This window comes from Synechococcus sp. CC9605 (assembly GCF_000012625.1).
GTDB lineage: Bacteria > Cyanobacteriota > Cyanobacteriia > PCC-6307 > Cyanobiaceae > Parasynechococcus.
Genome location: NC_007516.1, coordinates 650,593 through 672,662, shown reverse-complemented (window position 1 = coordinate 672,662; position 22,070 = coordinate 650,593). Strand labels below are relative to the sequence as shown.

Here is a 22,070-nt window from a genome sequence, read left to right as displayed (position 1 = left end):
GGCTCAGAGCAGCAGCAGGTTCAGGAAGGTCACGGCGTTCCACAGCCCATGCATCAGCACCGAGGGCCACAGGCGTCCGCTGCGGAGCCGCACCAAACCAAGCCCAACCCCCAACACCGTGAGCGGTGCCAACTCGCCAACACTGATGTGGGCCATGGCAAACAACAGGCCACTGAGCAGAACCCCCGGGAGGGGACCGAGCTTGGTCGCCAACACCGGCAGCAAGGCACCGCGGAAGATCGTTTCTTCAAACAGCGGCGCCAGCACAACCGCGGTGAGAGCAAGCAAGCCCAGGGCAAGCGGATCACGGCTGCCCAACACCAACTCCAACAACGGATTGCTGCCCCCGGGGTCCCCCACCAGGCGCACGAGCAACCACCCCGTGAGCATCACCACCGGCGTCACCATCAACCAGCCCGTCATTGCATCCCGTAGAGCGGAGAACAGCGGCCGCACACGCCACTGCATCCACCCCCCCAGCGGTGCCCTCTCCCTCGGCAGCGAACGCACTTGCCGCCAGAGGATCAGCAAGCTCGGCAGCGCCATCACGCCGTAATTGATCACCACGCTGACGGCTTCACGACGAGGGCTGCCCAGCCCCGCCGTCAATGCCCCAACCAACGGGAACGCCACCAGCGGAACGCCAACGGCACTGATCACCACAAAGCCACCCGCCACCAGCAGGGCCATGTCGACCAGGGTCAGCTCCGGCCCCTGAACATCGGGCCAGGCCATCAGACGACCTCGCAGCAGACGCCAGGCCTGACAGAGCAGCAGCACGCCACCGAGCAGGGCCGTCACCAGGGGCAGCACCGTGCTGAGGGCCAAACGGAACGCCGCTTGCCCCGCGGCTGCAGCATCGATGCAGAGCGTCGGATCAGCGGCGCCTGCTTCGCACTGGAGCTGCTGGAGCAAAGGATCGTCGCCACCGCGTTCGAGATCCGCTGATGCGGAACCTTGCCCTTGCAACAACAGGAACATTTGTTGCTGCCGTTCAGTGCGCTCTTCTGCGCTGATTCCCTCAAGGGCCTTGCGCAGCGCCTCCCGCGGCGCCTCCCCCAGGAGGGCCTCCCGCAGCGGGGGCGGCACTGCTGGTTCGGCCAGAAGTGTCAGCTCCTGCTGCTGAAGGCTCAGGGCCGGTGCCACCGAAGGTCGCGAGAGGCTGTCAATCAAGCCGGACAACCAGATAAAACCGGCCAAAGCGAGGGACAAGGCCGCCAGAAGTCCCTTCCAGCGCGGGGAAACCGGTTGTGGGGAACTGGGCACCAGCAGGCGTCAACTGCCCACGATTGTCCCCCCGAAAGGCCGCTTCCATACGATGGCCGCGCCCTGACGCTGAACCGTGCCCCTTCGTCTTCTTCTGGTCCGCCACGGTCTCAGCAGTTTCAACAAGGAACGACGGATCCAGGGCCGCGATGATCTTTCGAACCTCAGCGAGGAGGGGCATGAGCAGGCCCGGGCCCTGGGCCGCTCGCTTGAGGACGTGAGCCTCCAGGCCATCTACAGCTCCCCACTGCAGCGAGCGGCCGCGACGACGGCGAGCCTGCTGGAGACCAAAGGTGGTCAGTCCCCAGCTCCCGTCTTTGATGACAGACTGCTGGAGGTGGATCTTGAGCCCTGGTCTGGCCAGACCATCGACGAACTGATGCAAGGCTCAACGGAGGCCTACAAGATCTGGAAGCAGCGGCCCATGGAGCTGGAGCTCCAGCGTCGTGATGGTTCGAGCTACAAGCCACTGCCTGAGCTGATGGAACAGGCGCAGGACTTCATCAGCAAGTTGTTGGAACGCCATCCCGCCAACGGCAACGACACGCTGCTGGTGGTGGCCCACAACGCCATCCTGCGCTGCCTGATGCTGGTGTTGCTGGGGGAACCCGACCACGGCTTCCGGCGGCTCCGCGTCGACAACACCTCCCTTTCGGTCTTCAACATCCGGCCGGGAGAGAACGGCCCCCAGGTGCAAATTGAATGCCTGAACAGCATCACGCACCTGCAACCGCTGCCGGAGAAGGGCAAAAACGCCAGGCTGATTTTGGTGCGACACGGCGAAACCGACTGGAACAAAGCCGGGCGCTTCCAGGGGCAGATCGATATTCCGCTGAATGAGAACGGTCGCCGTCAAGCCGCGGCCGCCCGCGACTTCCTCAAAGACATCCCCATCGATCGGGCCTGGAGCAGCACGCTGTCGCGCCCGACCGAAACGGCCCAGATCATTCTCGAGGCGCATCCCGATGTGCCCCTGACCCAGATCGACGGACTGGTGGAAATCGGACACGGAGTCTGGGAAGGCAAGCTCGAATCCGAAATCAGAGAGGACTGGTCGGAGCTGCTGGACACCTGGAAACGTGCTCCGGAGACCGTGCAGATGCCTGAGGGGGAAACCATTCAGGACGTGTGGGGCCGTTCCGTCCGCAGCTGGGGAGAGATCGCTGGCGAGTTGAAGCCTGAGGAAACGGTGCTGGTGGTGGCCCACGACGCCGTCAACAAGACGATCCTCTGCGACCTGTTGGGGCTGACCCCGGCCGACATCTGGGCTGTCAAACAGGGCAACGGTGGCGTCACGGTGGTCGACATTGCCGCCGATCCAGGCCAGCCTGCAGTGGTGACCTGCCTCAACCTCACCTCCCACTTCGGAAGCGTGATTGACCGCACGGCAGCAGGCGCTCTCTGACGTCATGAACGACACCTTGCTGCTGGATCCGGTGCGCGTCCTGCGTGGCCCCGGACATTCGGTTCAGCTCGGTGCAGTTCTGATCAACCAGGGGGTTCTCGTCGGCTTTGACGACGAGGCGAGGCAGCAGGCCCTCGGCCTGGGCATCAAAGCCAGTCCTGCAGCGGATCAACTGGTCGCTCCCTGCCTGGTTGATCCCCATTCCGTCCTGGAGACCCCTTTCAGTGGGGATCAAGAAACAGCCGTGAGTATGCGGCACTGTGCCGCCGCAGGAGGCTACGGCCAGATTGCCCTACTTCCCCGCAGCAGCAGCTGGCGCGATCGTCCAGAACGACTCCAGGGATTCAGCCTCGATCAGGATCAGACGGCAACGGTTCGCCTGCACCTTTGGGGAGGCTTCAGCAGTGGTGGCAAGGGGGATGAACTTGCTCCCCATGGCGATCTTCTCGAACACGGTGCCATCGGACTGGCGGACGACGACGCCATGGTTCCAGCCCCGTTGCTGGAACGGGGATTGCTGCTCGGAGAAATGGGGGGTTGCCCGGTGCTCGTGGCACCCCGGGATCCCACGCTGCAGGGGGAGGGGCTGGTGCGGGAAGGGGTGGAGACGCTGCGGGCCGGATGGCCAGCGGATCCGGTCACCAGCGAGACCCTTCCTCTCGGCCAGGTGCTGCTGCTGCATCAACGTCATCCGGAACGACAACTGCGGCTGATGAACCTCTCCACTGCAGCGGCGGTGCAGCAGCTTTCAGGCTGCGAGTCGCCCCCCATAAGCAGCGTGAGCTGGTGGCATCTCCTCACCGACCGCAGCATGCTGGCCAGCAGCAGTCCGAGCTGGCGCGTCTGCCCCTCCCTCGGTGGTCCAGACGATCGCCAGCTGTTGATCCAGGCCGTTCAGCAGCGAACGATTACTGCCGTGGCTGTCCACGCTGTTCCTCTGGATGCTGAGGACATGCTGTTGCCGGGTGACCAGCGCCCCGCAGGCCTCAGCGGCCACCATGTGGTGCTTCCTGCGCTCTGGAATGCCCTGGTGCAGCCGGGCCACTGGAGCGTTGAAGACCTTTGGCAGGCCCTCAGCTTTGGGCCGTCAGCCCTGATCGATCAGCCCCCTGAACAACTCGAACAGGGCAGCAGGCGCTGGCTGCTGTTTGATCCCGATTCACGCTGGACCATCGGCAGTGACACGCCGGGAGCACCACGTGCCGCCAACATCCCCTGGCTGGGACGGGAGCTTCAGGGACGAGTTGTGGCCTGTGGCCTCAGTTGCTAAGCGGACCGATACGCGAAGGGGGCCAGAAGCGGAAGACGGCACGCCCGATGATCTGATTGTCAGGCAAAAACGGTCCGCCCGGCCAACGACGGGCATCCTGACTGTTGCGGCGGTTGTCGCCCAGGACAACGACGTTGCCTTCGGGAACAACTGCATACAGGCCCTTGCAGCCGATCATTCCGTCGCGATCGGAGCAAAAGTTGGTGACGTAAGGCTCATTGAAGGCCGTGCCATTAATGCTCACGGCACCACGGCTGTTGACCTCCACAACATCACCAGGCACACCCACCACCCGTTTGATCCAGGCTTCACATTCGGGATAGCGCTGAAGCAGCACACGATCCACAACCCAGCTGATGCCCGGGAAGGTGACGAAGCCGCACTTCAGTGGATTGGGTTGCCCCGCCTCCAACTTCCAAACGGGATCGAAGGCGCGCGGAGAATTGAACACAACGATCTGTCCCCGCTGAGGAGGTCGGGAGCGGTACGACAGCTTCTCGACGATCAACTTGTCGCCCACCTGAAGACCCGGCAGCATCGACCCCGAAGGGATATAGCGGGCTTCAAAGGCGAACTGCCGAAGCAGGAGATACAGCGAAACCGTGAACAGAAAAGGGGCCCAGAACTCCCAGATCGCGCTCACTCTGCCCTTCACATCGGAAGGCCCTCTCTCCGCATTCAATGTGGGCAGGCTCAATCTTTCGACCCACGATAGGGGGAGCCTGCAGGCCCCATGATCCGTCCACGCTGGCAAGTACTGAAGCCCCAACACGGCCTGCTCAGCTGGCGCAGCTGGGACCAGGCCATTGCTGTGATCGCCGCGGTCAATCTCACCTGGGTCGCCATCGACCTCACCTACATCCCCCTGCGCAACTTCTGGCTGCAACGCAATCTTTATCCGGTGCCATCACTTCCCCTGGTGGTTCCTCTGCCCTGGTTGCCGGACATCACCCCCTGGCTGGATCCCCTCAAGGGCATCGAACCCCATCGCGACACCGAGGCTTACCTCAAGGCCTACAGCGCCCTGGATTGGGCACTGCAGCAGAACGGCTCGAGCCCTGCTGAAAGCAACGCTTTGCTGAAGCAGCAAGCGGTGCTCACCACAGCGCTGATGGACAGCAACCCATTCATCAGTTCAGGCCAAGCCGGCACGCTTGAAAAATTCAAGAACCGACTGCGCGCCCGCACCGGCCTGGAATCAGCCCGTGAATCCGCCAAGCTTCTTCTCAGCCCCGAGCATCTGGAACGCTCTCCCTGGAGCCAGGAGCGTCAGTTCTGGAGCCAGCAGATCCTGCCGCTGGCGGAAAGCAACTACTGGCGAAGCATCGATGAAAACGGCCGCCCCAGCGATTTGAGCTGGCGCATCGACACGCCATTTCAACTGCTGTTTCTGCTCGACATTCTTCTACGTGCCTGGCGTCTGAAACAGCGCTACCCGGCGATCCGCTGGCGGGATGCCCTGTTGCGCCGCTGGATCGACCTGCCCCTGCTGCTGCCATTTGCACGCTGGCTCAGGCTGATCCCGGTCACAGAACGGCTTTGCGGAGCAGGCTTACTACAACTCGAACCGCTTCGTGCCGTGATCAGTCGCGGTGTGGTGGCCCTGTTGGCAGTGGAGCTGTTTGAAGTGATCGCCATCAGGGTGATCGATACTCTGCAGCAACTGATCCGATCACCACAACTGCCGGAGAGGGTTCGCGGACTCTGCAGCTACCAAAGCAGTGGTCTGAACGATGAACGGGAGGTGATCGAGCTGCTGCGGTTGTGGCTACCCCTGCTGCTCACCCGCATTGGTCCGGCCATGCGACCGCAACTGCAAGCCGTGATCAGCCATCTGGTGCAGCAGAGCTTGGACCGGAACGTGGTGCCGGATGCCCTGCGGCGACTTCCTGGACTGCAAAACGCCGAATCGGAATTCAGCCGTCAGCTGGCTGAAAGCATGGTGACCTCCGTGCTCGACCTGTCCAAGGGAGCCGGAAACCGCATCGGCCAGCGAGATACGGTTCTGGAATCGCTTGGATCCGAGGCTTTGGATCGGCTCTGGGAAGAACTGGCCCACACGTTGGAGCAGGGGCCCGTACTCAGCCGCAGCCAGGATTTGCTGGTGGCCCTGCTGGAAGAGATCAAACGGTCGAGCTTCCGTCAGATCCGCGACCAAGGCGATGTGAATGCCCTTATCAGCGAATTGGATGGCTTGAACTTCAGCCCTGGAGTGACGACTCCCATAGATCAGGCTTGAAACCGGTTAAATACGTGGAGGAATTCACCTCCACGAACGGACGTTTGATCAACTTGCCATCAGCAGCCAGAGCCTCTAGAGCTTCGTCATCCGACAGAGCCTTCACTGCTGCCGCACCCATGGCGCGATAGCTCTGGCCACTGGTGTTGAACAACAGCTTCCTGTCGCCGAGGGATTGGTGAGCAGCTACCAACATGTCCTTGGACGGTGGAGTCAGGGTGATGTCGTGCACCTCATGGGCGATGCCTCGCTCGGTGAGCCAGGCCAATGCCTTTCGACAGGTGCTGCAGCGGTTGTAGCTGTAGACCTGGAGAGTTCCGGCCAAGACTCAGCGGCCGAACAGGGATTTGATCGCACCAACGAGGCTGTTGGAGCCGCGGCCCACACCTTCAGCGGGACTGGTGCGAACGGTGACATCACCAAACACTGTGGTGCGGCAGCTCAGGCGGAAGTTCGCAGGACGGTCTGCGAGGTAGACCTCTTCAACATCGCTGCGAGGGGAAAGGTTGGCCTGTCCCTCGAGCACCTCCATCACGCAGGTGCCGCACTGACCAACCCCACTGCAGTTGTTGAGGTTGTTGAGACTCTTGTAGGGATTGACGCCCGCATCAAGTGCAGCCTTTCGCAGATTTGCGCCCTCGATGCAGCCAACCTGCTGGCCTTCCTGCTCGAATCGGATGGTGGGCACGGGTTCCGCAAATCTCAGTGCGAACCAACCTACAAGCATCCGGCCTGATCAAGGGGCTCTTCCCTGAGATCAATCGGCTGCATTGATGCAGGAATCAAGCAACGGCTGAACCGCATCGAGGTCGCGCCATCCATCAATCGACACGACGCTGCCCTGCAACGTGCGGTAGGTCCTGAAAAATTCCGCAACTTCCTCCAGCTGGGATGCGGCGATCTGACGAATGCTGCGAATTTCATCCTGACGGGGGTCTGCGTCTGGGACACAGAGAATCTTCCCGTCGTAAACATCCCGGTCGTGGAGGTCCAACACGCCGATGGGGCGAGCCTTGATCAGGCAACCAGCGAAGGTGGGTTCGGCCATGATCACCATGGCGTCGAGGGGAGATCCATCCTCCGCCAACGTATTGGGGATGAAGCCGTAATCAAAGGGGTAACGCACTGAGGAGTGCATCACCCGGTCGAGAACCATCACGCCAGCTTCGGCGGAATATTCGTATTTGTTTCTGCTTCCTGCCGGAATCTCAACGATGAGATTCACCAAGCCTGGCGAAGGTGACGGGGGGAGCTGATGGAGATCCATGCCGATCCGAGGCGGTGGGGATCAGTCGCGGAGAAGGGAAGGTTCGATCCGTGATCACAGCCACAAGAGGAGCACTGAAACTGACAACAGCAATCAGCAGTCCTTTGATGGCCGTCAACGAGGAGCGACGACTAAACGGCTCATCCGCCTCCGAAGACGCCATGGCGTCACCGTGAGACGGGTGGGGAACATCTGAGTTCATAAAGCTGGGAGCGGCAAAGCCCCTCCCTTCGATCACAGGGTTGTTGAATTCATTCTGTCACTGCCAAAAGCAGGACGCACCACTCATTAAGCGGCGGGCCGATCCTGCTGGTCAAGAAGTGCACTCAGGTCAGAGGGTGATGCCCCACTTACCTCGAGATGGGTTCGGATCAGTCGAAGCTCCTCAAGGATCGATCCCAGGATTTGCTGCGTCGCCGTTGAAGGGGAATTAAGCACTTCAACGGTGACTTCCTTGATGCGTAGAACATCCTTGGCGAAGCGCGCCACCTCGTTGGGGTGGAACATCAGCGGATCTTTCTGATCGCTGCGGTACTCCGGATTCAGCTTGCGGGGATTGAACGGAGGGTTGAGGTTGCGAGGGTCTGTGTTGGTGTAGCGATACACCGAAGCGCGGGAGCGGTTCAAGGATTTCTGAACGTCGTCAATTCCCACCAGGGCCTCAGCTTGAGCCGATGCGGGAGCCGGATCCATGGAAAGTTCGGTCGCTTGTTGAACGCTTGTCGCCACAGATTCAACGGACCGAGGAAACATGAGACGGGCCTAGGACAGGCTGGATTGAGCTGGACGGTAGCAGCCGAGACTCAGGGCGCACAGAGGAATTCCAGCAAAACAGACACTTCCGCGATCGGCATGCTTCCTAAGCGGTGATAACTTCCGAATCCCAGTTTGTTGCGATTGATGCGCGTCTCCCGCCTGCTGCTGGTGACGCTTCGGGATGTTCCCGCCGAAGCGGAGATCACCTCGCATCAGTTGCTTCTCAGGGCCGGGTATATCCGTCGCGTTGGATCAGGTATCTACGCCTATCTCCCCTTGATGTGGAGGGTGCTGCAAAAGATCACCGCTGTGGTGCGCGAGGAGATGAACCGCGCCGGCGCTCAGGAAACCCTGCTGCCGCAGCTGCATCCCGCTGAGCTCTGGCAGAAAAGCGGGCGCTGGCAGGGCTACACCGCTGGCGAGGGGATCATGTTTCACCTCGAAGACCGCCAGGGCAGAGAGTTGGGGCTTGGACCAACCCACGAAGAGGTGATCACCAGCCTGGCGGGCGAGCTGCTGAGGTCATACAGGCAGCTTCCCGTGAACCTTTATCAGATCCAGACCAAATTTCGCGATGAGATCCGTCCCCGCTTTGGCCTGATGCGGGGCCGCGAATTTATTATGAAGGATGCGTATTCCTTCCATGCCAGCGAAGCGGATCTTCGCGAGACCTACGGCGCTATGGACCAGGCCTACCGCCGCATCTTTGAACGTTGTGGCCTGGATGCCGTCCCTGTTGATGCCGACAGCGGAGCGATCGGCGGTGCCGCCTCCCAGGAGTTCATGGTGACGGCGGATGCCGGGGAAGACCTAATCCTGATCAGCGATGACGGCCAATACGCCGCCAACCTAGAGAAGGCTGTTTCGATCCCATCCGCCGCATCCCCTCTCCCCGACGGCCCGGAGGAATCGATTCCAACCCCTGGGTTGGGCAGCATCGAGAGCCTCTGCGACACCAAATGCTGGGATCCGAGCCAGGTGGTGAAGGTGCTGCTGTTCGTGGCGACCCTGGACGATGAGACCCTCCAACCGCTGCTGGTGAGCCTCCGTGGTGACCAGGAGCTCAACCCCACCAAGGTTGTGAACGCCGTCAGCCGAACCCTCAACAAAGGTGTTCTCGATTGCCGCCCGATCACACCCGACTACACCAACCGTCAGCAGATTGATCCGATCCCCTTTGGATCGATCGGGCCCGACCTCTCGGATGACGTTCTGAAGGGAGCCAAGACCTGGCAGCCAACGTTCCTACGTCTGGCGGATGAAACCGCCAGCGAACTCGGCAGCTTCATCTGTGGCGCCAACCAGCCCGATCTGCACCGCTTCAACACCAGCTGGACAGCCATCGAGCAGAAGCCGACCACCCTGGATCTGCGTAATGCACGGGCAGGCGACGTCTGCCAACACAACCTGGAATCACGACTGACGGAAAAAAGAGGCATCGAAGTCGGCCACATTTTTCAGTTGGGCCGGAAATATTCCGAGGCCATGGAGAGCGGTTTCACCAACGAGAACGGCAAAACCGAACCGTTCTGGATGGGTTGCTACGGAATCGGCGTTTCCAGGCTGGCGCAAGCGGCCGTCGAACAGCACCACGACGACAGCGGCATCTGCTGGCCGACCGCCATCGCCCCCTTTGAAGCCATCGTGGTTGTTGCCAACATCCAGGACGACACCCAGGGCCAGCTGGGGGAAGCGCTCTATGCGGAGCTTCAAGCTGCTGACGTCGATGTGCTCCTCGACGACCGCAAAGAACGAGCCGGCGTCAAGTTCAAAGACGCGGATCTGATCGGCATCCCTTGGAGAATCGTGGTGGGACGCGACGCCAGCGAGGGCATCGTTGAACTGGTGCGCCGCAGCAGCCGCGAGGTGCGGAAGCTTCCCCACGCTGAGGCTGTGAGCTGCCTGATCAAGGCACTCCACCCCTAAAATCGAACGACTCTTAAGGGTTTCATGCTCTCCGCACTGACACGCCTGCTTCGCCCCCTCAGCCGGGCTGCTGTAGCCCTTGGCCTCGGGTTATGCCTCCTGCTGACGGCCTGCAGTGGAGACGCTGAAGCTCGTCTGAGCGGCGACTACGTGGAAGACACCGTGGCGGTCTCCCGCACGTTGCTGACGGTGATCGACCTGCCTCAGGACGATCCCACCCACGCGGAAGCTGAAGCCGACGCGCGGGCCCTGATCAACGACTACATGTCCCGTTATCGGCCCCAGCCCCGTGTGAACGGACTCAGCTCCTTCACCACGATGCAGACCGCGCTCAATTCGCTGGCTGGTCACTACGCCTCCTACGCCAATCGCCCCCTTCCAGAAGCGCTGCACGACCGCATCGCCAAGGAACTCAACAAGGCTGAGAAATCAGTTGTCCGGGGCAGCTGAGCCCCTGAGACAAACTCAGTTTTGACGAGGCCACCCGAGATCTGAGATACTCGCGGATTGTGCAGATCTGCGGCTTCGGGCCGCCGTGTTCTTGGCCAACGTTGTCGTCATCGGAGCGCAGTGGGGTGACGAGGGAAAAGGAAAGATCACCGATCTCCTGAGCCGATCCGCCGATGTAGTGGTTCGCTATCAGGGTGGTGTGAATGCAGGCCACACGATTGTTGTCGATGATCGTGTGCTCAAGCTGCACCTGATTCCCTCCGGAATCCTTTATCCCGACACGATCTGCCTGATCGGATCCGGCACGGTGGTGGATCCCAAGGTGATGCTCGGTGAGCTGGACATGCTCATCGCCAACGACATTGATATTTCAGGGCTTCGCTTGGCATCCACGGCCCACGTGACGATGCCTTACCACCGCCTGCTCGACCAGGCCATGGAGAAGCAGCGGGGAGCGCGACGGATCGGAACCACAGGCCGGGGGATCGGACCCACCTACGCCGACAAGTCCCAGCGCAGCGGCATCCGTGTGATCGACCTGCTGGACGAACAGCGGCTGCGGGATCGCCTTGAAGGCCCACTTCAGGAGAAGAACGAACTTCTTCAAACCATCTATGGCGTTGCGCCCCTGAACGCCGAAGACGTCATCCAGGAATATCTGGGATACGGAAAGCGCCTCGCCCCCCACGTGGTGGAGTGCACCCAGACGATTCATCAGGCAGCGCGAGATCGCAAGAACATCCTGTTCGAAGGTGCCCAGGGAACGCTGTTGGACCTGGACCACGGCACCTACCCCTACGTCACCTCTTCCAATCCCGTTTCCGGCGGTGCCTGCATCGGTGCAGGCGTCGGCCCAACCCTGATCGACCGCGTCATTGGCGTCGCCAAGGCTTACACCACCCGCGTGGGTGAAGGCCCCTTCCCCACCGAGCTAAGCGGCAGCCTGAATGACCAGCTCACGGAACGCGGTGGTGAATTCGGCACCACCACTGGCCGCCAAAGGCGCTGTGGCTGGTTTGACGGCGTGATCGGTCGCTACGCCGTGCAGGTCAACGGCTTGGACTGTCTGGCCGTGACCAAGCTGGATGTGCTGGACGAACTGGACGAAATTCAGGTCTGCGTGGCCTATGAACTCAACGGCGAACGAATCGAGCACTTCCCCAGCAGTGCTGATGATTTCGCCCAGTGCAAACCCATCTTCGAAACGCTGCCTGGCTGGCAGTGCTCCACCGAAGAATGCCGCAGCCTTGAGGATCTCCCCAAACCGGCCATGGATTACCTGCGCTTCCTCGCCGACCTGATGGAAGTGCCGATCGCCATTGTCTCTCTGGGGGCCAGCCGTGATCAGACCATCGTTGTTGAAGATCCGATCCATGGCCCCAAGAGGGCCCTATTGAGCGCCTGAGCCTCTGAGGTTCATACTTCGGGGCTGCTTTCCACGCTCCGATGTCATCAGAGACCCGTTTCCCCAGCGACTGCTGCAGTCTCGATGTCGTTGGCATCGGCAACGCCATCGTTGATGTTCTGGTGCAAACGGACGACAGTTTCATCGCTGAACACGGCCTCCAAAAAGGGGGCATGGCGCTGATCGATGAACAACAAGCTGAGGCTCTCTACAAGGCCAGTGGAACTGGCCTCGAGACCTCCGGCGGATCGGTCGCCAACACCATGGTGGGGATCGCCCAGCTCGGCGGACGCGCTGGTTTCATCGGCCGCGTCCGTGATGACCAGCTCGGCAGCATTTTCAGCCACGACATCCGGGCCGTTGGGGCACGCTTTGAGACCCCAGCAGCCACCAGTGGGGCCACAACAGCGCGCTGCCTGATTTACGTCACGCCCGATGCCGAGCGCACCATGTGCACCTTCCTGGGGGCTTCCACCCAACTGGAGCCCGAGGATCTCGACCTCTCGATGGTCAAGCAGGCCAAGGTGCTTTACCTGGAGGGCTACCTCTGGGACAGTCCAGCTGCCAAACGGGCCTTCATCGCCGCCGCCGAAGCCTGCCGTGAAGCAGGCGGCAAGGTGGCTCTTTCCCTCTCCGATGGCTTCTGTGTGGATCGGCACAGAGCGAGTTTTCTTGAGCTGGTGAATGGCCACGTCGATGTGCTGTTCGCAAATGACGTTGAAATTCAGTCGCTCTACGAGACCGACAATTTCGACCAGGCCCTCGAGCGGGTGCGCGGCTGCTGCTCAGTGATTGCGATCACCCGTGGTGCCCAGGGGTCCGTCGTGCTGAGTGGAGACCAGCGCAGGGATGTCGGCATCTTCGGTCTGGGAGATCTGGTGGACACCACGGGGGCAGGCGACCTCTATGCCGGGGGATTTCTGCATGGCTTCACCCATGGCGAATCTCTTGAGCGCTGTGGTGAGCTCGGTGCCCTCTGCGCCGGCCAGATTGTGACCCAACTGGGGGCCCGCTCCCAGGTCTCCCTCAAGCAGCTGGCGGAGACGCATCTGAACTGAGCTCAGCGATTGCCCAGGATCCATAGGCCGGTGATGCCGTCACCGGCCAGCACAACCACTCAGGGGTGTCGTAGCTGTGCAGCTCCAAGACGGCCGAGCGCAGCGCATCCACATGCTGGGCGGAAGTCTTCATCAGCAGTTGGACCTCATGGGACGCCTGCAGCTCCCCCTCCCAGCGATAGAACGATTGAACGGGGTGGATGGACACACAGGCCACGAGATGGTGCTCCAACAAGGCCTCAGCCAGCTGTTGGGCGCGCTCAGCGTTCGCTTCCGTGGTGAGGGCCATAACAATCCTACGCGTTTCAATCACGCTCAAGCCGATCCATCAGGCTGCTCACATCCTCCACACAATCCATCCCATCGGGGGGGGAAGGACGCCGCAACAGCAGCAAGCTCAGCCCAAGATCTGTCGTGAGCTGATGCCAAAGCTGTTCCGTCACGCCACCGGACTGGCGGCAGAGCACCACGTCGATGCCCCAGCGACGGCAGAGGCCCTCCTCGATCGCCCCCGGAACCTCACCCTGCAGGGGACGCACCACGGCCAGGTGATCCGGGGGAAGCCCCGCCCGCAGGGCGGCGCGCAATCCATCGGGGGAGGGAAGCGCACGGCCATAAGGGATGGCTCCGGCGCGGCGCACAGCAGCAGTTAAGACTGGAAGATGACGACCTCCGATGGCCAGCAACAGGCGTTGGCCCTGCAGCGACTGGGCGGCCAATGCCTCGGCATCCGCCACCAGAGAGGCAGCTCCAAGCGGTTCAAAGCGACGCTCATAACGCAGCAGCGGTTGGTCGAGATCCGCACAGGCTGTGACCAGGTCATGGCTGATGCGAGCCGCAAAAGGATGCGTGGCATCCACCACCCAACGGAATGGGCCGGCCTGATGCAGAGCTGCCTTGATTCCGCCAATGCCCTGCAGAGCTCCAATTGAGATGTGCTCCACAGGCGATCCCGCGTAGGCCTTTGCTGCGGTTGCCGTCACCACACTCACACTCACACGCCAATTGCGGCGGAAGAGCTCTCTCACCAAGCGCGGCCCATCACCGGTTCCAGCCAGCAGCAGCACACGACGCTGGTCATTCGCGGGGCCTTGCATCAGGATGTGCTCCGACACCAGCTCAAGCCATGAACCATTGCGTGCTCGAAGTGGAGGTGATCGACGCACCGACGGTTCGATACACCCAGGACAACCAGACTCCCATTGCGGAGATGGTCGTGCGCTTTGACCCCCTTCGGGAGGGTGATCCGCCAGGTGAATTGAAAGTGGTGGGCTGGGGCAACCTGGCCCAGGAGTTGCAGAACCGTGTGCAGACCGGGCAGCGGCTGCTGATCGAAGGTCGACTGCGAATGAACACTATGCCCCGGGGTGATGGCATGAAGGAAAAAAGGGCTGAATTCACCCTGGCTCGGCTCCATCCGATCGGCGCGGCAGCCACGGGTGCAGCTCCTTCCGGCAACGCCTCAGCCCCGGCCCCCAGCCGCCAGGCCCCTGCGGCTGCGCCGACCACAGTGGCGAACGAGCCTGAACCGGCCAGCTGGAATGCTGCGCCCCTCGTGCCCGACACCGACGACATCCCCTTCTGAATCAGAGGACACTTGCGGGTCTTTGTCGCTTAGCTACCCGCTTCCTCCTGGAGCTCTGAAGCTCGGGTGATCAATTGCCCGAGCTCCCTTTCAAGGGCGGCAAGATCCAGCCTCAGCTCGGGCCAACGGCCCCCATCAATCTGCTGCAGCAACCAGCTGCGATCACGGTCAAGCTGCTGGAGCAGATCATCCATGCCGGTCGACGATGGATCAGGCATCTAGCTCGAGGCAGTGGATCTCCATCCTGATGGCCTAGAGGTCAAAATGACGATCAAGCCAAGGCCTTCATGAAGGATTTCTTCTCCCCCGGCAGCCTCGTCACCATCGCCGGAGGCGTGCTGACCGTGGTCGGTGCCACCGCTTACGCCACCGGAAGCGCCAACCTCAGCCTTCCCACGATCTTCTACGGAATCCCGATCCTGTTGGGGGGGCTGGCCCTGAAATCGTCGGAGCTGCCACCCGCCATCCGGGTGACACCGATCAAGACTTTTCAAAAGGAACGCGAAGCTGCGGCACCAGAACTGGGCAAGTTGCTCGGCGATGTGACGCGCTGGCGCTACGGCCAGAAGGCCCACCTGGAGTCGTCGCTGGAAGCGCTCAAACTCTGGGATGAAGACACCCCACCGCAGTTGGAAGAGATCGAAGAGCTGCATTCCGAGAGCGGTTATGGCCTGCGGATGCGTTTCCTGCTGGGAGCTGTTCCCCTCGAACGCTGGCAAGAGCGGCAGGAGCGGCTGGGGCGTTTCTTCGCCAAGGGGATGCGAGCGGAACTCAAGGAACTGGATGAACAACGGCTGGACGTTGTTCTGCTTCCAGCGGGTGAGGCCTAAGCCATGGCCCAATCCACCCAGCACAACGACGACGCCCTCAGGGTGTCGGTGCTCAGTGAAGCCCTCCCCTACATCCAGAGCTTCGCCGGTCGGCGCATCGTGATCAAGTACGGCGGGGCCGCCATGGCCCATGCCGAGCTGCGGTCTGCCGTCTTTCGCGACCTGGCTCTGCTGGCCTGCGTCGGCGTCCGACCCGTGGTGGTTCACGGCGGCGGGCCCGAAATCAACCAGTGGCTGCAACGTCTGGAAATTCCCGCCGAATTCCGCGACGGACTGCGGGTCACCGACGCCGACACCATGGACGTGGTGGAGATGGTGCTAGTGGGCCGCGTCAACAAACAGATCGTGAATGGCCTCAATCAGCTCGGCACCCGTGCGGTTGGTTTGAGCGGAAGTGACGGCAGTCTTGTGGAGGCACGCCCCTGGGGGAATGGCAGCCATGGGCTGGTGGGAGATGTTGCCCGCGTCAATCCCGATGTGCTCGAACCGCTGCTGGAGAAGGGGTATGTGCCCGTCATTTCCAGCGTTGCCGCAACCCCCGATGACGGGCGAGCCCACAACATCAATGCCGACACGGTGGCGGGAGAGCTGGCGGCAGCCCTGGAAGCCGAAAAACTAATCCTGCTGACCGACACCCCCGGCATCCTTGAGGACAGGGACGATCCCGACTCGCTGATCCGCAAACTGCGCCTTTCAGAGGCGCGACAGCTGATCGAGGATGGCGTGGTCGCAGGGGGCATGACGCCCAAAACGGAATGTTGCATCCGCGCCCTGGCCCAGGGCGTGTCAGCCGCCCACATCATTGATGGCCGGGTTCCCCATGCCCTACTGCTGGAGGTCTTCACCGACGCCGGCATCGGCACCATGGTGGTGGGACGCAGCTAGAGGGTGAGCGAGCAGGACGCAGCACTGGACCTCTCTGAAGCGGAGGCAGCCCTGGAGCGCGGGGACTACGGCCAGGGCCTGGAGCTGCTTCTCCCCCTGGCGGAGCAACACCCGCTCAACAGCCCGGAGGGGCCGGGCCTTAGGCTCCTGATGATCACCGCCTGGATGGGTCAGGGTCAGGACGACAAAGCCATCGCCACCTGCAGGCTTCTGAGTCGCTGCCGCGATCCCAAGTTGCGCCAGCAAGCCAAACAACTGCTCGGGGTTCTTGAAGCCCCAAGCCTGGATCGTCCGGAACGCTGGTCGATGCGGATGCCGCAACTGGAACTGAATGGCTCCGGCAGCGGGCAGACCTCCACCATGCGGCGGCGGCGTTCGCGGCGCCCCGAACCCCCGCCACCACCACCCACAGGGCCGACGCGTTCGCCAGCAGCGGGTTTCGCCGTGCTCGTGATGGCGGTTCTGCTAGGGATCACGCTGTTGCTGAGTGGTTGCGTCCGGATCGAGGCTGATCTCGACCTTCGCGGCCCGGATCGACTGGCCCTCACCTGGGACGTGCGCAGCACCCAGGAGCGACCGTTGCCCTGGCAGGAGCAATTCAAGCGAGACCTGCAACGGGAGGTGCCCGGGCTGAAGATCGAACAGACAGGCCCAGGACGCCAACAGATCAGCAGCCGTGTTGCCTCATCGCAGGAGCTGGCGCAACAAATGGCGGCCGTGGTGGCCGTGGCTGGTCGCGCGGCTGGAGTCTCACTCCCGGCACCGACGCTCAAGCTCGAAGAACGCAACTGGCTCCTGGGGGTGCAGCAGCACGTGCAGCTGTTGGTGGACCTCAGCGATCTGCCCGAGATCCCCGGGCTCGACGTTCATCTAAGCCTCAACCACGGGCGGGTGGAGCGCACGGCTCTTTCCGGCACCACCACCGAAGTCAGCTGGCAGGGCTGGCGCTGGAATCCGCTTGGCCTTGGTGGCGTGGTGATCCTGATGCTGCTGATCAGCAGCATGGTGCTGCAGGTGGTGCGGCGAAAGCTGGGCTTTGGCTTCCCGGAACTGCCGTCCTGATCAAAGCTGCTGCGGATCGGGATCCACGGTGAGCGCCACACCCTTGGGCAAGCCATCCCAGAGGGCCTGCCCCGGAGGCAACGGCAAAGGAGAGCCCGCCGGACCGTGCAGCAACAGCTGCCATCGGCTTCGGCCAGCAACACGGGCCACAGGGGCCGGGGCCGGACCCATCAACCACCAGTTCTGGCGCTGACAAATCGGCCGGATCCGCTCCGCCAGCACCGCTGCCGCCGTTGCTGTTTTGCTGGGGGAATCTCCAGAGAGTCGCAGCAGACAAGCGCGACTGAAGGGCACTAACCCAGCTTCCTTGCGGAGGGCCACTTCCTGACAGAGGAACGCTTCATACCGACCATCCACCAGGTGCTGAATCACCGGATGCTCTGGGGTGTAGGTCTGCACCAACACCTGCCCCGGTCGCTCACCTCGCCCGGCACGGCCCGCCAACTGCAACAGCAACTGCAGGGCCTGCTCTCCTGCGCGTAGGTCGGGGCGGTGCAAAAGCCCATCCGCCGCGAGCACCGCCGCCAGGGTGACCCGCGGCAGATCCATGCCCTTGGCCAGCATCTGCGTGCCGATCAAGACGTCGGCTTCTCCGGCAGCAAAACGGTCCAACAGGCGTCGATGGCCATCACGTCCGCCGGTGGAATCGCGGTCAAAGCGGAGCAAACGAAGGCCTTCGAGCTCCTGAGAGAGCAGTTCCAACACCTTCTGCGTCCCGGCCCCAAACGGCTTGAAGGCCGTGGAACCACAGTGACTGCAACGGTTCTCCAGGTCCTCACGATGGTCACACCAGTGGCAACGCAGCCACTGACGTCCGGCCTTGCTGCGGTGAACGGTGAGCGCCACATCGCAGTGGGGGCACATCACCACCTCGCCGCAACTGCGGCAGCTCAAAAAGGGGCTGTATCCCCGACGAGGCACCAAAACCACGGCCTGTTCGCCCTGCTCCGGCAGCGCCGCAAGACGATCCATCAAGGGGCGACTGACCAGACGCTTGTGTCCTTCGGCCAGCTCATGGCGCATGTCGATCACATGTACAGGAGGTAGGGACTGCCGGGAAATCCGCTGGGTCAGGCGCACCAAGGTCAAGGCACCATCCGGGCCCGTTTGAATCCAGCTCTCGAGCGACGGCGTGGCGCTGCCCAGCACAAGCCGTGCCTGTTGCATCACAACCCGGTCCAGGGCCAGGTCCCGGGCGTGATAGCAGGGCATGGGTGCGTCTTGCTTGTAAGAGCTGTCGTGCTCCTCATCCAGAACGACCAGCCCCAGCGGCTTCAACGGCACGAACACCGCAGAGCGGGTTCCCACCACCACCAAGGGCTGTTCGGCAGCAAGACAGTGGCGCCAGGTTCGAACCCGTTCGGCGTCACCACAACCGCTGTGGTACTCCACGACACGCGAGCCGAAGCGTTTGCGGCAACGGTCAACAAGTTGGGGGATCAATCCGATCTCGGGGGTGAGCAGCAGGACGTGCCGGCCCCGCTCCAGCTCCTGGGCAGCCAGTTGGAGGTACACCTCGGTCTTGCCGGAGCCGGTGATTCCCCAGAGCAGCAATCCTCTCCCCGGAGAAAGCTGTTGGTAGGCCTTCACCACGTCCTGCTGCTCAGCGGTCAAGGCCTGGGGAAGTTCCTTGGGGCCAGAAGCAGCTGAAGAGCCCTTGTCCTCACAACGACGCTGCTCACGCACCAGGTAGCCCTGCTGGATCAGGGGCGGCAGCAATTGCGCCCCAAACCCACTGGCCACCAGGTCCCGTTGCCAAGCGCCATCGCCCTGGCCCTCCAACCAAGCCAGAAGCTCCCGCTGGCGAGGGGTGGGTGGCTTCGCTGCATCAGGGGGGACCCGGGCCTGGATCCACCACATCTGACGCCCGCCGGCCAGGGAACGCTGGCCGGCCTGACCAATCCAGCCCGACGGCAGAGCCGCCTTCAAGGTGCGGAAGACACTGAGATGGCAACGGTCCGCCACCCGCTCCAGCCAGCTGTACCAATCCGAGTCGACAGCAGCTCGCTGCAGGAGTGATTCCACCGGTTGCAGCTCCTGAGGATCCTGCTCAGCCCACTCCCGCTCCTCCACCACAAGCCCATGCATGGCTCGCCCCCGGAGGCGCACCCGCACCAGATCTCCAGGCTTCAAACCCATGCTGGGATCTGCGGCATAACTGAAGGAGCGTCCTTCCCGCCCAGCCTCCAGCCAGACCTCAACACATCGCCGCGAATGCGACAGGACCTTGCAAACTTCGGAAGACTTCATTAACGTGAACAGGTTGGACAGTTTTTGCCAACCCTGCGCTCGATCCAGAGGGAAGACACAGAGTCTGAAGTCAAGGTCTTGTCCTTGCCACTTTGACCGGTCTGAGACCACCCCGGACAGCACAGACACAATCAGTCCAAGCGTTTCGTCGACTCGCGGACACCACCATCAGCCCATGAACTCCGTCTCAGCGTCAGCTGCGTCGTTCTCTTTCGTTTGAACGGAAGTTCCAGGTTCCGGCCATTGCCGTTGATGCGTTGTTGCTGCTGTTGCATTTCCCCTCTATCCGACTTCGACACTCACCATGACCCCTGCTGCCACCAAAGCTGCCAAGCCGGACATCGTTCTTCTGGCCAATGCTGACAGCAAGGTGAAGGATGTCGCCAAGGGTTCCGAAAAAGAAGCCAAAAAAGCCCCCGCACGCCGACGAACCAGCAAGGCCAGCGCCAAGGACCTGAACGCCGCGGCCGACGAACTGCTCGCCGCGGCTGATCAAGCCAAGGCTTCGGGAACCACCAAAAAGGCTGCTGCGAAGAGCACCAAGGCCAAAACCACAACAAAAAAGGCCACCACAACCAAGAAAGCAGCCACCACGAAGAAGACCGCCACCAAAGCAACAACAGCCAAAGCAGCAGCGAAACCTACCGCCGAAGAGAAAGCCAAAACGGCAGCTGCTGAGAAGGAAGCAAAGGCCAAAGCCCTGGCCAGCATCAAGATCGGTCCCAAAGGCGTTTACACCGAAGACTCCATTCGGGTTTATCTGCAGGAAATCGGGCGGATCCGTCTGCTGCGTCCCGACGAAGAGATCGAACTGGCCCGCAAAATCGCCGATCTCCTCTATCTCGAGGAACTGGCTGCTCAATTTGAGAGCGATAACGGCCGGGAACCCGACAACAAAGAGTGGGCAGCCTTGGTGGAAATGCCGCTAATCCGCTTCCGCCGGCGCTTAATGCTGGGCCGCCGGGCCAAGGAAAAGATGGTCCAATCCAACTTGCGCCTGGTGGTCTCGATTGCCAAGAAGTACATGAATCGAGGCCTGAGCTTCCAAGACCTGATTCAGGAAGGAAGCCTTGGTCTGATCCGTGCAGCTGAAAAGTTCGACCACGAAAAGGGCTACAAGTTCTCCACCTACGCCACCTGGTGGATTCGCCAGGCCATCACACGCGCCATTGCCGATCAGAGCCGCACCATTCGCCTGCCGGTGCACCTCTACGAAACGATCTCCAGAATCAAGAAGACCACCAAGGTTCTCTCCCAGGAGTTCGGCCGCAAGCCAACGGAAGAGGAAATCGCTGAATCGATGGAAATGACAATCGAAAAACTGCGCTTCATTGCCAAAAGCGCCCAGCTGCCAATCTCCCTGGAGACCCCCATCGGCAAGGAAGAGGATTCCCGCCTGGGCGATTTCATCGAAGCCGACATCGAGAATCCCGAGCAGGATGTTGCCAAGAACCTGCTTCGTGAAGACCTGGAGGGTGTGTTGGCCACCCTCAGCCCCCGCGAACGCGATGTCCTGCGCCTGCGCTACGGCCTGGACGACGGGCGGATGAAGACCCTCGAGGAAATCGGCCAGATTTTTGATGTGACCCGGGAACGGATCCGTCAGATCGAAGCAAAGGCCCTGCGCAAATTGCGCCACCCCAACCGCAATGGGGTGCTCAAGGAATACATCAAGTAAGCCCGCATTGAGCCCGCCACCAAACAGTCACGGGAGTAATACATAAGTACATTCCCCCTGGCTGAATGGCGTGAGGGCTCCTATAAGAGAGCTTGAGGGAATTGAGACGCCCTCCTCACACGGAAGAGATCAAACCCCAGCCTGTGGCTGGGGTTTTCCTTTGGAAAGCAAAAATTCAGTGCAACAGATTCACTGACTGCTTTCGTAGGTTTCCGTGAATTCCTGAAAGGCACGCTTCAGACGTTCCACAGGAGTTTCTTCGAGGGGGCACTCCTGGCGTGTTTCCAGCGCATAGGCCTGGAGCAGGCGAGCATCCGGTTCAAGCACGGAGGCCACCGCCCCCTTGAAAAGAACCAGATTGTGCTGCGACGTCAGCCCCGCCAGATAAGGCTGAAGCACCCAACTGGATTGACCATCCTTCGAGGGCCCTGTCGCTGATCGCACCAGACGGGGCCGCAGCAGTTGATACGCATGGTCTCCATCGCGATCGGTGGTGTGGCGCAGCCGCGCCATCAGAACATCGCCGCTGCACAACAGGATCAGACGAATGCAGCCCTCAGCCACCAAGGGGAGCATGGCTTCCTGCTCTTGGGGGTCCGGGGCAACCGAGCCAATCGCTCCGGCCTGACGAACGCCATTGACGACGGGTCCGGGCATGGCTGTCCTGCATTGCTTACGAATTTTAAGCGTTCTTCATAAAGAGATCCTCCCTTTCGAAGCTTCACAAACTCGCGAAGG

At 61.7% G+C, this 22,070-nt stretch carries 24 protein-coding genes; 12 read left to right on the top strand and 12 right to left on the bottom strand.

What is annotated here, in order from left to right; translation table 11 throughout:
- Positions 1 to 3: 3 nt before the first annotated feature.
- Positions 4 to 1,266: a CPBP family intramembrane glutamic endopeptidase gene (locus SYNCC9605_RS03585; RefSeq protein ID WP_011363704.1), complete on the bottom strand. Its 1,263-nt coding sequence runs from the start codon at positions 1,264 to 1,266 to the stop codon at positions 4 to 6.
- A gap of 76 nt (positions 1,267 to 1,342) precedes the next feature.
- Between SYNCC9605_RS03585 and SYNCC9605_RS03580 the strand changes: the two genes are divergently transcribed.
- Together SYNCC9605_RS03580 and SYNCC9605_RS03575 are read left to right on the top strand one after the other, a co-directional pair.
- A complete protein-coding gene (locus tag SYNCC9605_RS03580; RefSeq protein ID WP_011363703.1) occupies positions 1,343 to 2,671 on the top strand; it encodes a histidine phosphatase family protein in 1,329 nt (442 codons plus the stop codon).
- Positions 2,672 to 2,675: 4 nt separating this feature from the next.
- Positions 2,676 to 3,941, top strand: coding sequence for a dihydroorotase (locus tag SYNCC9605_RS03575; RefSeq protein WP_011363702.1), 1,266 nt, complete (start codon positions 2,676 to 2,678; stop codon positions 3,939 to 3,941).
- On the opposite strand, the gene lepB is transcribed toward SYNCC9605_RS03575, so the two are convergent.
- Positions 3,931 to 4,596, bottom strand: a complete 666-nt coding sequence (lepB, locus tag SYNCC9605_RS03570) for a signal peptidase I (RefSeq protein ID WP_041434445.1) — start codon at positions 4,594 to 4,596, stop codon at positions 3,931 to 3,933. The genes SYNCC9605_RS03575 and lepB overlap by 11 nt on opposite strands.
- Before the next feature lie 78 nt (positions 4,597 to 4,674).
- Between lepB and SYNCC9605_RS03565 the strand changes: the two genes are divergently transcribed.
- Positions 4,675 to 6,180: a hypothetical protein gene (locus tag SYNCC9605_RS03565; protein ID WP_011363700.1), complete on the top strand. Its 1,506-nt coding sequence runs from the start codon at positions 4,675 to 4,677 to the stop codon at positions 6,178 to 6,180.
- On the opposite strand, the gene SYNCC9605_RS03560 is transcribed toward SYNCC9605_RS03565, so the two are convergent.
- The 5 genes from SYNCC9605_RS03560 to SYNCC9605_RS03545 all read right to left on the bottom strand — a co-directional run bounded on the left by SYNCC9605_RS03560 (position 6,143) and on the right by SYNCC9605_RS03545 (position 8,200).
- Positions 6,143 to 6,505 carry an arsenate reductase family protein gene (locus SYNCC9605_RS03560; RefSeq protein ID WP_011363699.1) on the bottom strand — a complete coding sequence of 121 codons (363 nt, stop codon included), beginning with the start codon at positions 6,503 to 6,505 and terminating at the stop codon, positions 6,143 to 6,145. The genes SYNCC9605_RS03565 and SYNCC9605_RS03560 overlap by 38 nt on opposite strands.
- Before the next feature lie 3 nt (positions 6,506 to 6,508).
- Entirely contained in the window at positions 6,509 to 6,868 is a 360-nt protein-coding gene (locus tag SYNCC9605_RS03555) for a 2Fe-2S iron-sulfur cluster-binding protein (RefSeq protein ID WP_041435474.1), read from the bottom strand.
- Positions 6,869 to 6,937: 69 nt separating this feature from the next.
- Positions 6,938 to 7,447, bottom strand: coding sequence for an inorganic diphosphatase (locus SYNCC9605_RS03550; RefSeq protein WP_011363697.1), 510 nt, complete (start codon positions 7,445 to 7,447; stop codon positions 6,938 to 6,940).
- Entirely contained in the window at positions 7,389 to 7,610 is a 222-nt protein-coding gene (locus SYNCC9605_RS14475; RefSeq protein WP_156782970.1) for a hypothetical protein, read from the bottom strand. Before SYNCC9605_RS14475 ends, SYNCC9605_RS03550 begins: the two co-directional genes overlap by 59 nt.
- 125 nt (positions 7,611 to 7,735) lie before the next feature.
- Entirely contained in the window at positions 7,736 to 8,200 is a 465-nt protein-coding gene (locus tag SYNCC9605_RS03545) for a hypothetical protein (RefSeq protein WP_011363696.1), read from the bottom strand.
- Between the two features lie 147 nt (positions 8,201 to 8,347).
- On the opposite strand from SYNCC9605_RS03545, the gene SYNCC9605_RS03540 reads away from it, so the two are divergent.
- The 4 genes from SYNCC9605_RS03540 to SYNCC9605_RS03525 all read left to right on the top strand — a co-directional run bounded on the left by SYNCC9605_RS03540 (position 8,348) and on the right by SYNCC9605_RS03525 (position 13,042).
- A complete protein-coding gene (locus SYNCC9605_RS03540; RefSeq protein ID WP_011363695.1) occupies positions 8,348 to 10,129 on the top strand; it encodes a proline--tRNA ligase in 1,782 nt (593 codons plus the stop codon).
- Between the two features lie 24 nt (positions 10,130 to 10,153).
- The gene (gene psb27, locus SYNCC9605_RS03535) at positions 10,154 to 10,579 is read left to right on the top strand and encodes a photosystem II protein Psb27 (RefSeq protein WP_011363694.1); all 426 of its coding nucleotides are present in this window, start codon (positions 10,154 to 10,156) and stop codon (positions 10,577 to 10,579) included.
- 85 nt (positions 10,580 to 10,664) lie between these two features.
- Positions 10,665 to 11,984, top strand: a complete 1,320-nt coding sequence (locus SYNCC9605_RS03530; RefSeq protein WP_011363693.1) for an adenylosuccinate synthase — start codon at positions 10,665 to 10,667, stop codon at positions 11,982 to 11,984.
- Positions 11,985 to 12,025: 41 nt separating this feature from the next.
- Entirely contained in the window at positions 12,026 to 13,042 is a 1,017-nt protein-coding gene (locus SYNCC9605_RS03525; RefSeq protein WP_011363692.1) for an adenosine kinase, read from the top strand.
- On the opposite strand, the gene cutA is transcribed toward SYNCC9605_RS03525, so the two are convergent.
- The gene (gene cutA / locus SYNCC9605_RS03520; protein ID WP_011363691.1) at positions 13,011 to 13,331 is read right to left on the bottom strand and encodes a divalent-cation tolerance protein CutA; all 321 of its coding nucleotides are present in this window, start codon (positions 13,329 to 13,331) and stop codon (positions 13,011 to 13,013) included. The genes SYNCC9605_RS03525 and cutA overlap by 32 nt on opposite strands.
- A gap of 16 nt (positions 13,332 to 13,347) precedes the next feature.
- Positions 13,348 to 14,139 carry a precorrin-6A/cobalt-precorrin-6A reductase gene (locus SYNCC9605_RS03515; protein WP_011363690.1) on the bottom strand — a complete coding sequence of 264 codons (792 nt, stop codon included), beginning with the start codon at positions 14,137 to 14,139 and terminating at the stop codon, positions 13,348 to 13,350.
- Between the two features lie 29 nt (positions 14,140 to 14,168).
- On the opposite strand from SYNCC9605_RS03515, the gene SYNCC9605_RS03510 reads away from it, so the two are divergent.
- Complete coding sequence (locus SYNCC9605_RS03510) at positions 14,169 to 14,627, top strand: single-stranded DNA-binding protein (RefSeq protein WP_011363689.1); 459 nt, start codon at positions 14,169 to 14,171, stop codon at positions 14,625 to 14,627.
- 29 nt (positions 14,628 to 14,656) lie between these two features.
- On the opposite strand, the gene SYNCC9605_RS03505 is transcribed toward SYNCC9605_RS03510, so the two are convergent.
- Positions 14,657 to 14,845, bottom strand: a complete 189-nt coding sequence (locus tag SYNCC9605_RS03505) for a hypothetical protein (protein ID WP_011363688.1) — start codon at positions 14,843 to 14,845, stop codon at positions 14,657 to 14,659.
- Positions 14,846 to 14,914: 69 nt separating this feature from the next.
- Here SYNCC9605_RS03505 and SYNCC9605_RS03500 point away from each other — a divergent pair, with 69 nt between their 5' ends.
- Genes SYNCC9605_RS03500 through SYNCC9605_RS03490 form a run of 3 tightly spaced genes read left to right on the top strand, consistent with a single transcriptional unit; the run spans position 14,915 to position 17,404 of the window.
- Positions 14,915 to 15,457, top strand: coding sequence for a DUF2854 domain-containing protein (locus tag SYNCC9605_RS03500; RefSeq protein WP_011363687.1), 543 nt, complete (start codon positions 14,915 to 14,917; stop codon positions 15,455 to 15,457).
- Positions 15,458 to 15,460: 3 nt separating this feature from the next.
- Positions 15,461 to 16,342, top strand: coding sequence for an acetylglutamate kinase (gene argB, locus SYNCC9605_RS03495; RefSeq protein ID WP_011363686.1), 882 nt, complete (start codon positions 15,461 to 15,463; stop codon positions 16,340 to 16,342).
- 3 nt (positions 16,343 to 16,345) lie between these two features.
- Positions 16,346 to 17,404 carry a DUF3153 domain-containing protein gene (locus tag SYNCC9605_RS03490; RefSeq protein WP_011363685.1) on the top strand — a complete coding sequence of 353 codons (1,059 nt, stop codon included), beginning with the start codon at positions 16,346 to 16,348 and terminating at the stop codon, positions 17,402 to 17,404.
- On the opposite strand, the gene priA is transcribed toward SYNCC9605_RS03490, so the two are convergent.
- Positions 17,405 to 19,654, bottom strand: coding sequence for a replication restart helicase PriA (gene priA, locus SYNCC9605_RS03485; RefSeq protein ID WP_011363684.1), 2,250 nt, complete (start codon positions 19,652 to 19,654; stop codon positions 17,405 to 17,407).
- Between the two features lie 304 nt (positions 19,655 to 19,958).
- Here priA and rpoD point away from each other — a divergent pair, with 304 nt between their 5' ends.
- Positions 19,959 to 21,332, top strand: coding sequence for an RNA polymerase sigma factor RpoD (gene rpoD / locus SYNCC9605_RS03480; protein ID WP_041434443.1), 1,374 nt, complete (start codon positions 19,959 to 19,961; stop codon positions 21,330 to 21,332).
- A 189-nt stretch (positions 21,333 to 21,521) separates the two neighbouring features.
- Here the strand turns inward: rpoD and SYNCC9605_RS03475 are convergent, their stop codons facing one another.
- Entirely contained in the window at positions 21,522 to 21,989 is a 468-nt protein-coding gene (locus SYNCC9605_RS03475) for a hypothetical protein (protein ID WP_011363682.1), read from the bottom strand.
- Between the last annotated feature and the right edge of the window lie 81 nt (positions 21,990 to 22,070).

Excerpts from the sequence above, each read along its gene's own strand:
- SYNCC9605_RS03575 (WP_011363702.1), top strand. The coding sequence starts at position 2,676 with ATGAACGACACCTTGCTGCTGGATCCGGTGCGCGTCCTGCGTGGCCCC.
- SYNCC9605_RS03565 (WP_011363700.1), top strand. The coding sequence starts at position 4,675 with ATGATCCGTCCACGCTGGCAAGTACTGAAGCCCCAACACGGCCTGCTC.
- SYNCC9605_RS03550 (WP_011363697.1), bottom strand. The coding sequence starts at position 7,447 with ATGGATCTCCATCAGCTCCCCCCGTCACCTTCGCCAGGCTTGGTGAAT.
- SYNCC9605_RS14475 (WP_156782970.1), bottom strand. The coding sequence starts at position 7,610 with ATGGCGTCTTCGGAGGCGGATGAGCCGTTTAGTCGTCGCTCCTCGTTG.
- SYNCC9605_RS03545 (WP_011363696.1), bottom strand. The coding sequence starts at position 8,200 with ATGTTTCCTCGGTCCGTTGAATCTGTGGCGACAAGCGTTCAACAAGCG.
- SYNCC9605_RS03540 (WP_011363695.1), top strand. The coding sequence starts at position 8,348 with ATGCGCGTCTCCCGCCTGCTGCTGGTGACGCTTCGGGATGTTCCCGCC.
- psb27 (WP_011363694.1), top strand. The coding sequence starts at position 10,154 with ATGCTCTCCGCACTGACACGCCTGCTTCGCCCCCTCAGCCGGGCTGCT.
- SYNCC9605_RS03525 (WP_011363692.1), top strand. The coding sequence starts at position 12,026 with ATGTCATCAGAGACCCGTTTCCCCAGCGACTGCTGCAGTCTCGATGTC.
- cutA (WP_011363691.1), bottom strand. The coding sequence starts at position 13,331 with ATGGCCCTCACCACGGAAGCGAACGCTGAGCGCGCCCAACAGCTGGCT.
- SYNCC9605_RS03515 (WP_011363690.1), bottom strand. The coding sequence starts at position 14,139 with ATGCAAGGCCCCGCGAATGACCAGCGTCGTGTGCTGCTGCTGGCTGGA.
- SYNCC9605_RS03510 (WP_011363689.1), top strand. The coding sequence starts at position 14,169 with ATGAACCATTGCGTGCTCGAAGTGGAGGTGATCGACGCACCGACGGTT.
- SYNCC9605_RS03505 (WP_011363688.1), bottom strand. The coding sequence starts at position 14,845 with ATGCCTGATCCATCGTCGACCGGCATGGATGATCTGCTCCAGCAGCTT.
- SYNCC9605_RS03500 (WP_011363687.1), top strand. The coding sequence starts at position 14,915 with ATGAAGGATTTCTTCTCCCCCGGCAGCCTCGTCACCATCGCCGGAGGC.
- argB (WP_011363686.1), top strand. The coding sequence starts at position 15,461 with ATGGCCCAATCCACCCAGCACAACGACGACGCCCTCAGGGTGTCGGTG.
- priA (WP_011363684.1), bottom strand. The coding sequence starts at position 19,654 with ATGAAGTCTTCCGAAGTTTGCAAGGTCCTGTCGCATTCGCGGCGATGT.
- rpoD (WP_041434443.1), top strand. The coding sequence starts at position 19,959 with ATGACCCCTGCTGCCACCAAAGCTGCCAAGCCGGACATCGTTCTTCTG.
- SYNCC9605_RS03475 (WP_011363682.1), bottom strand. The coding sequence starts at position 21,989 with ATGCCCGGACCCGTCGTCAATGGCGTTCGTCAGGCCGGAGCGATTGGC.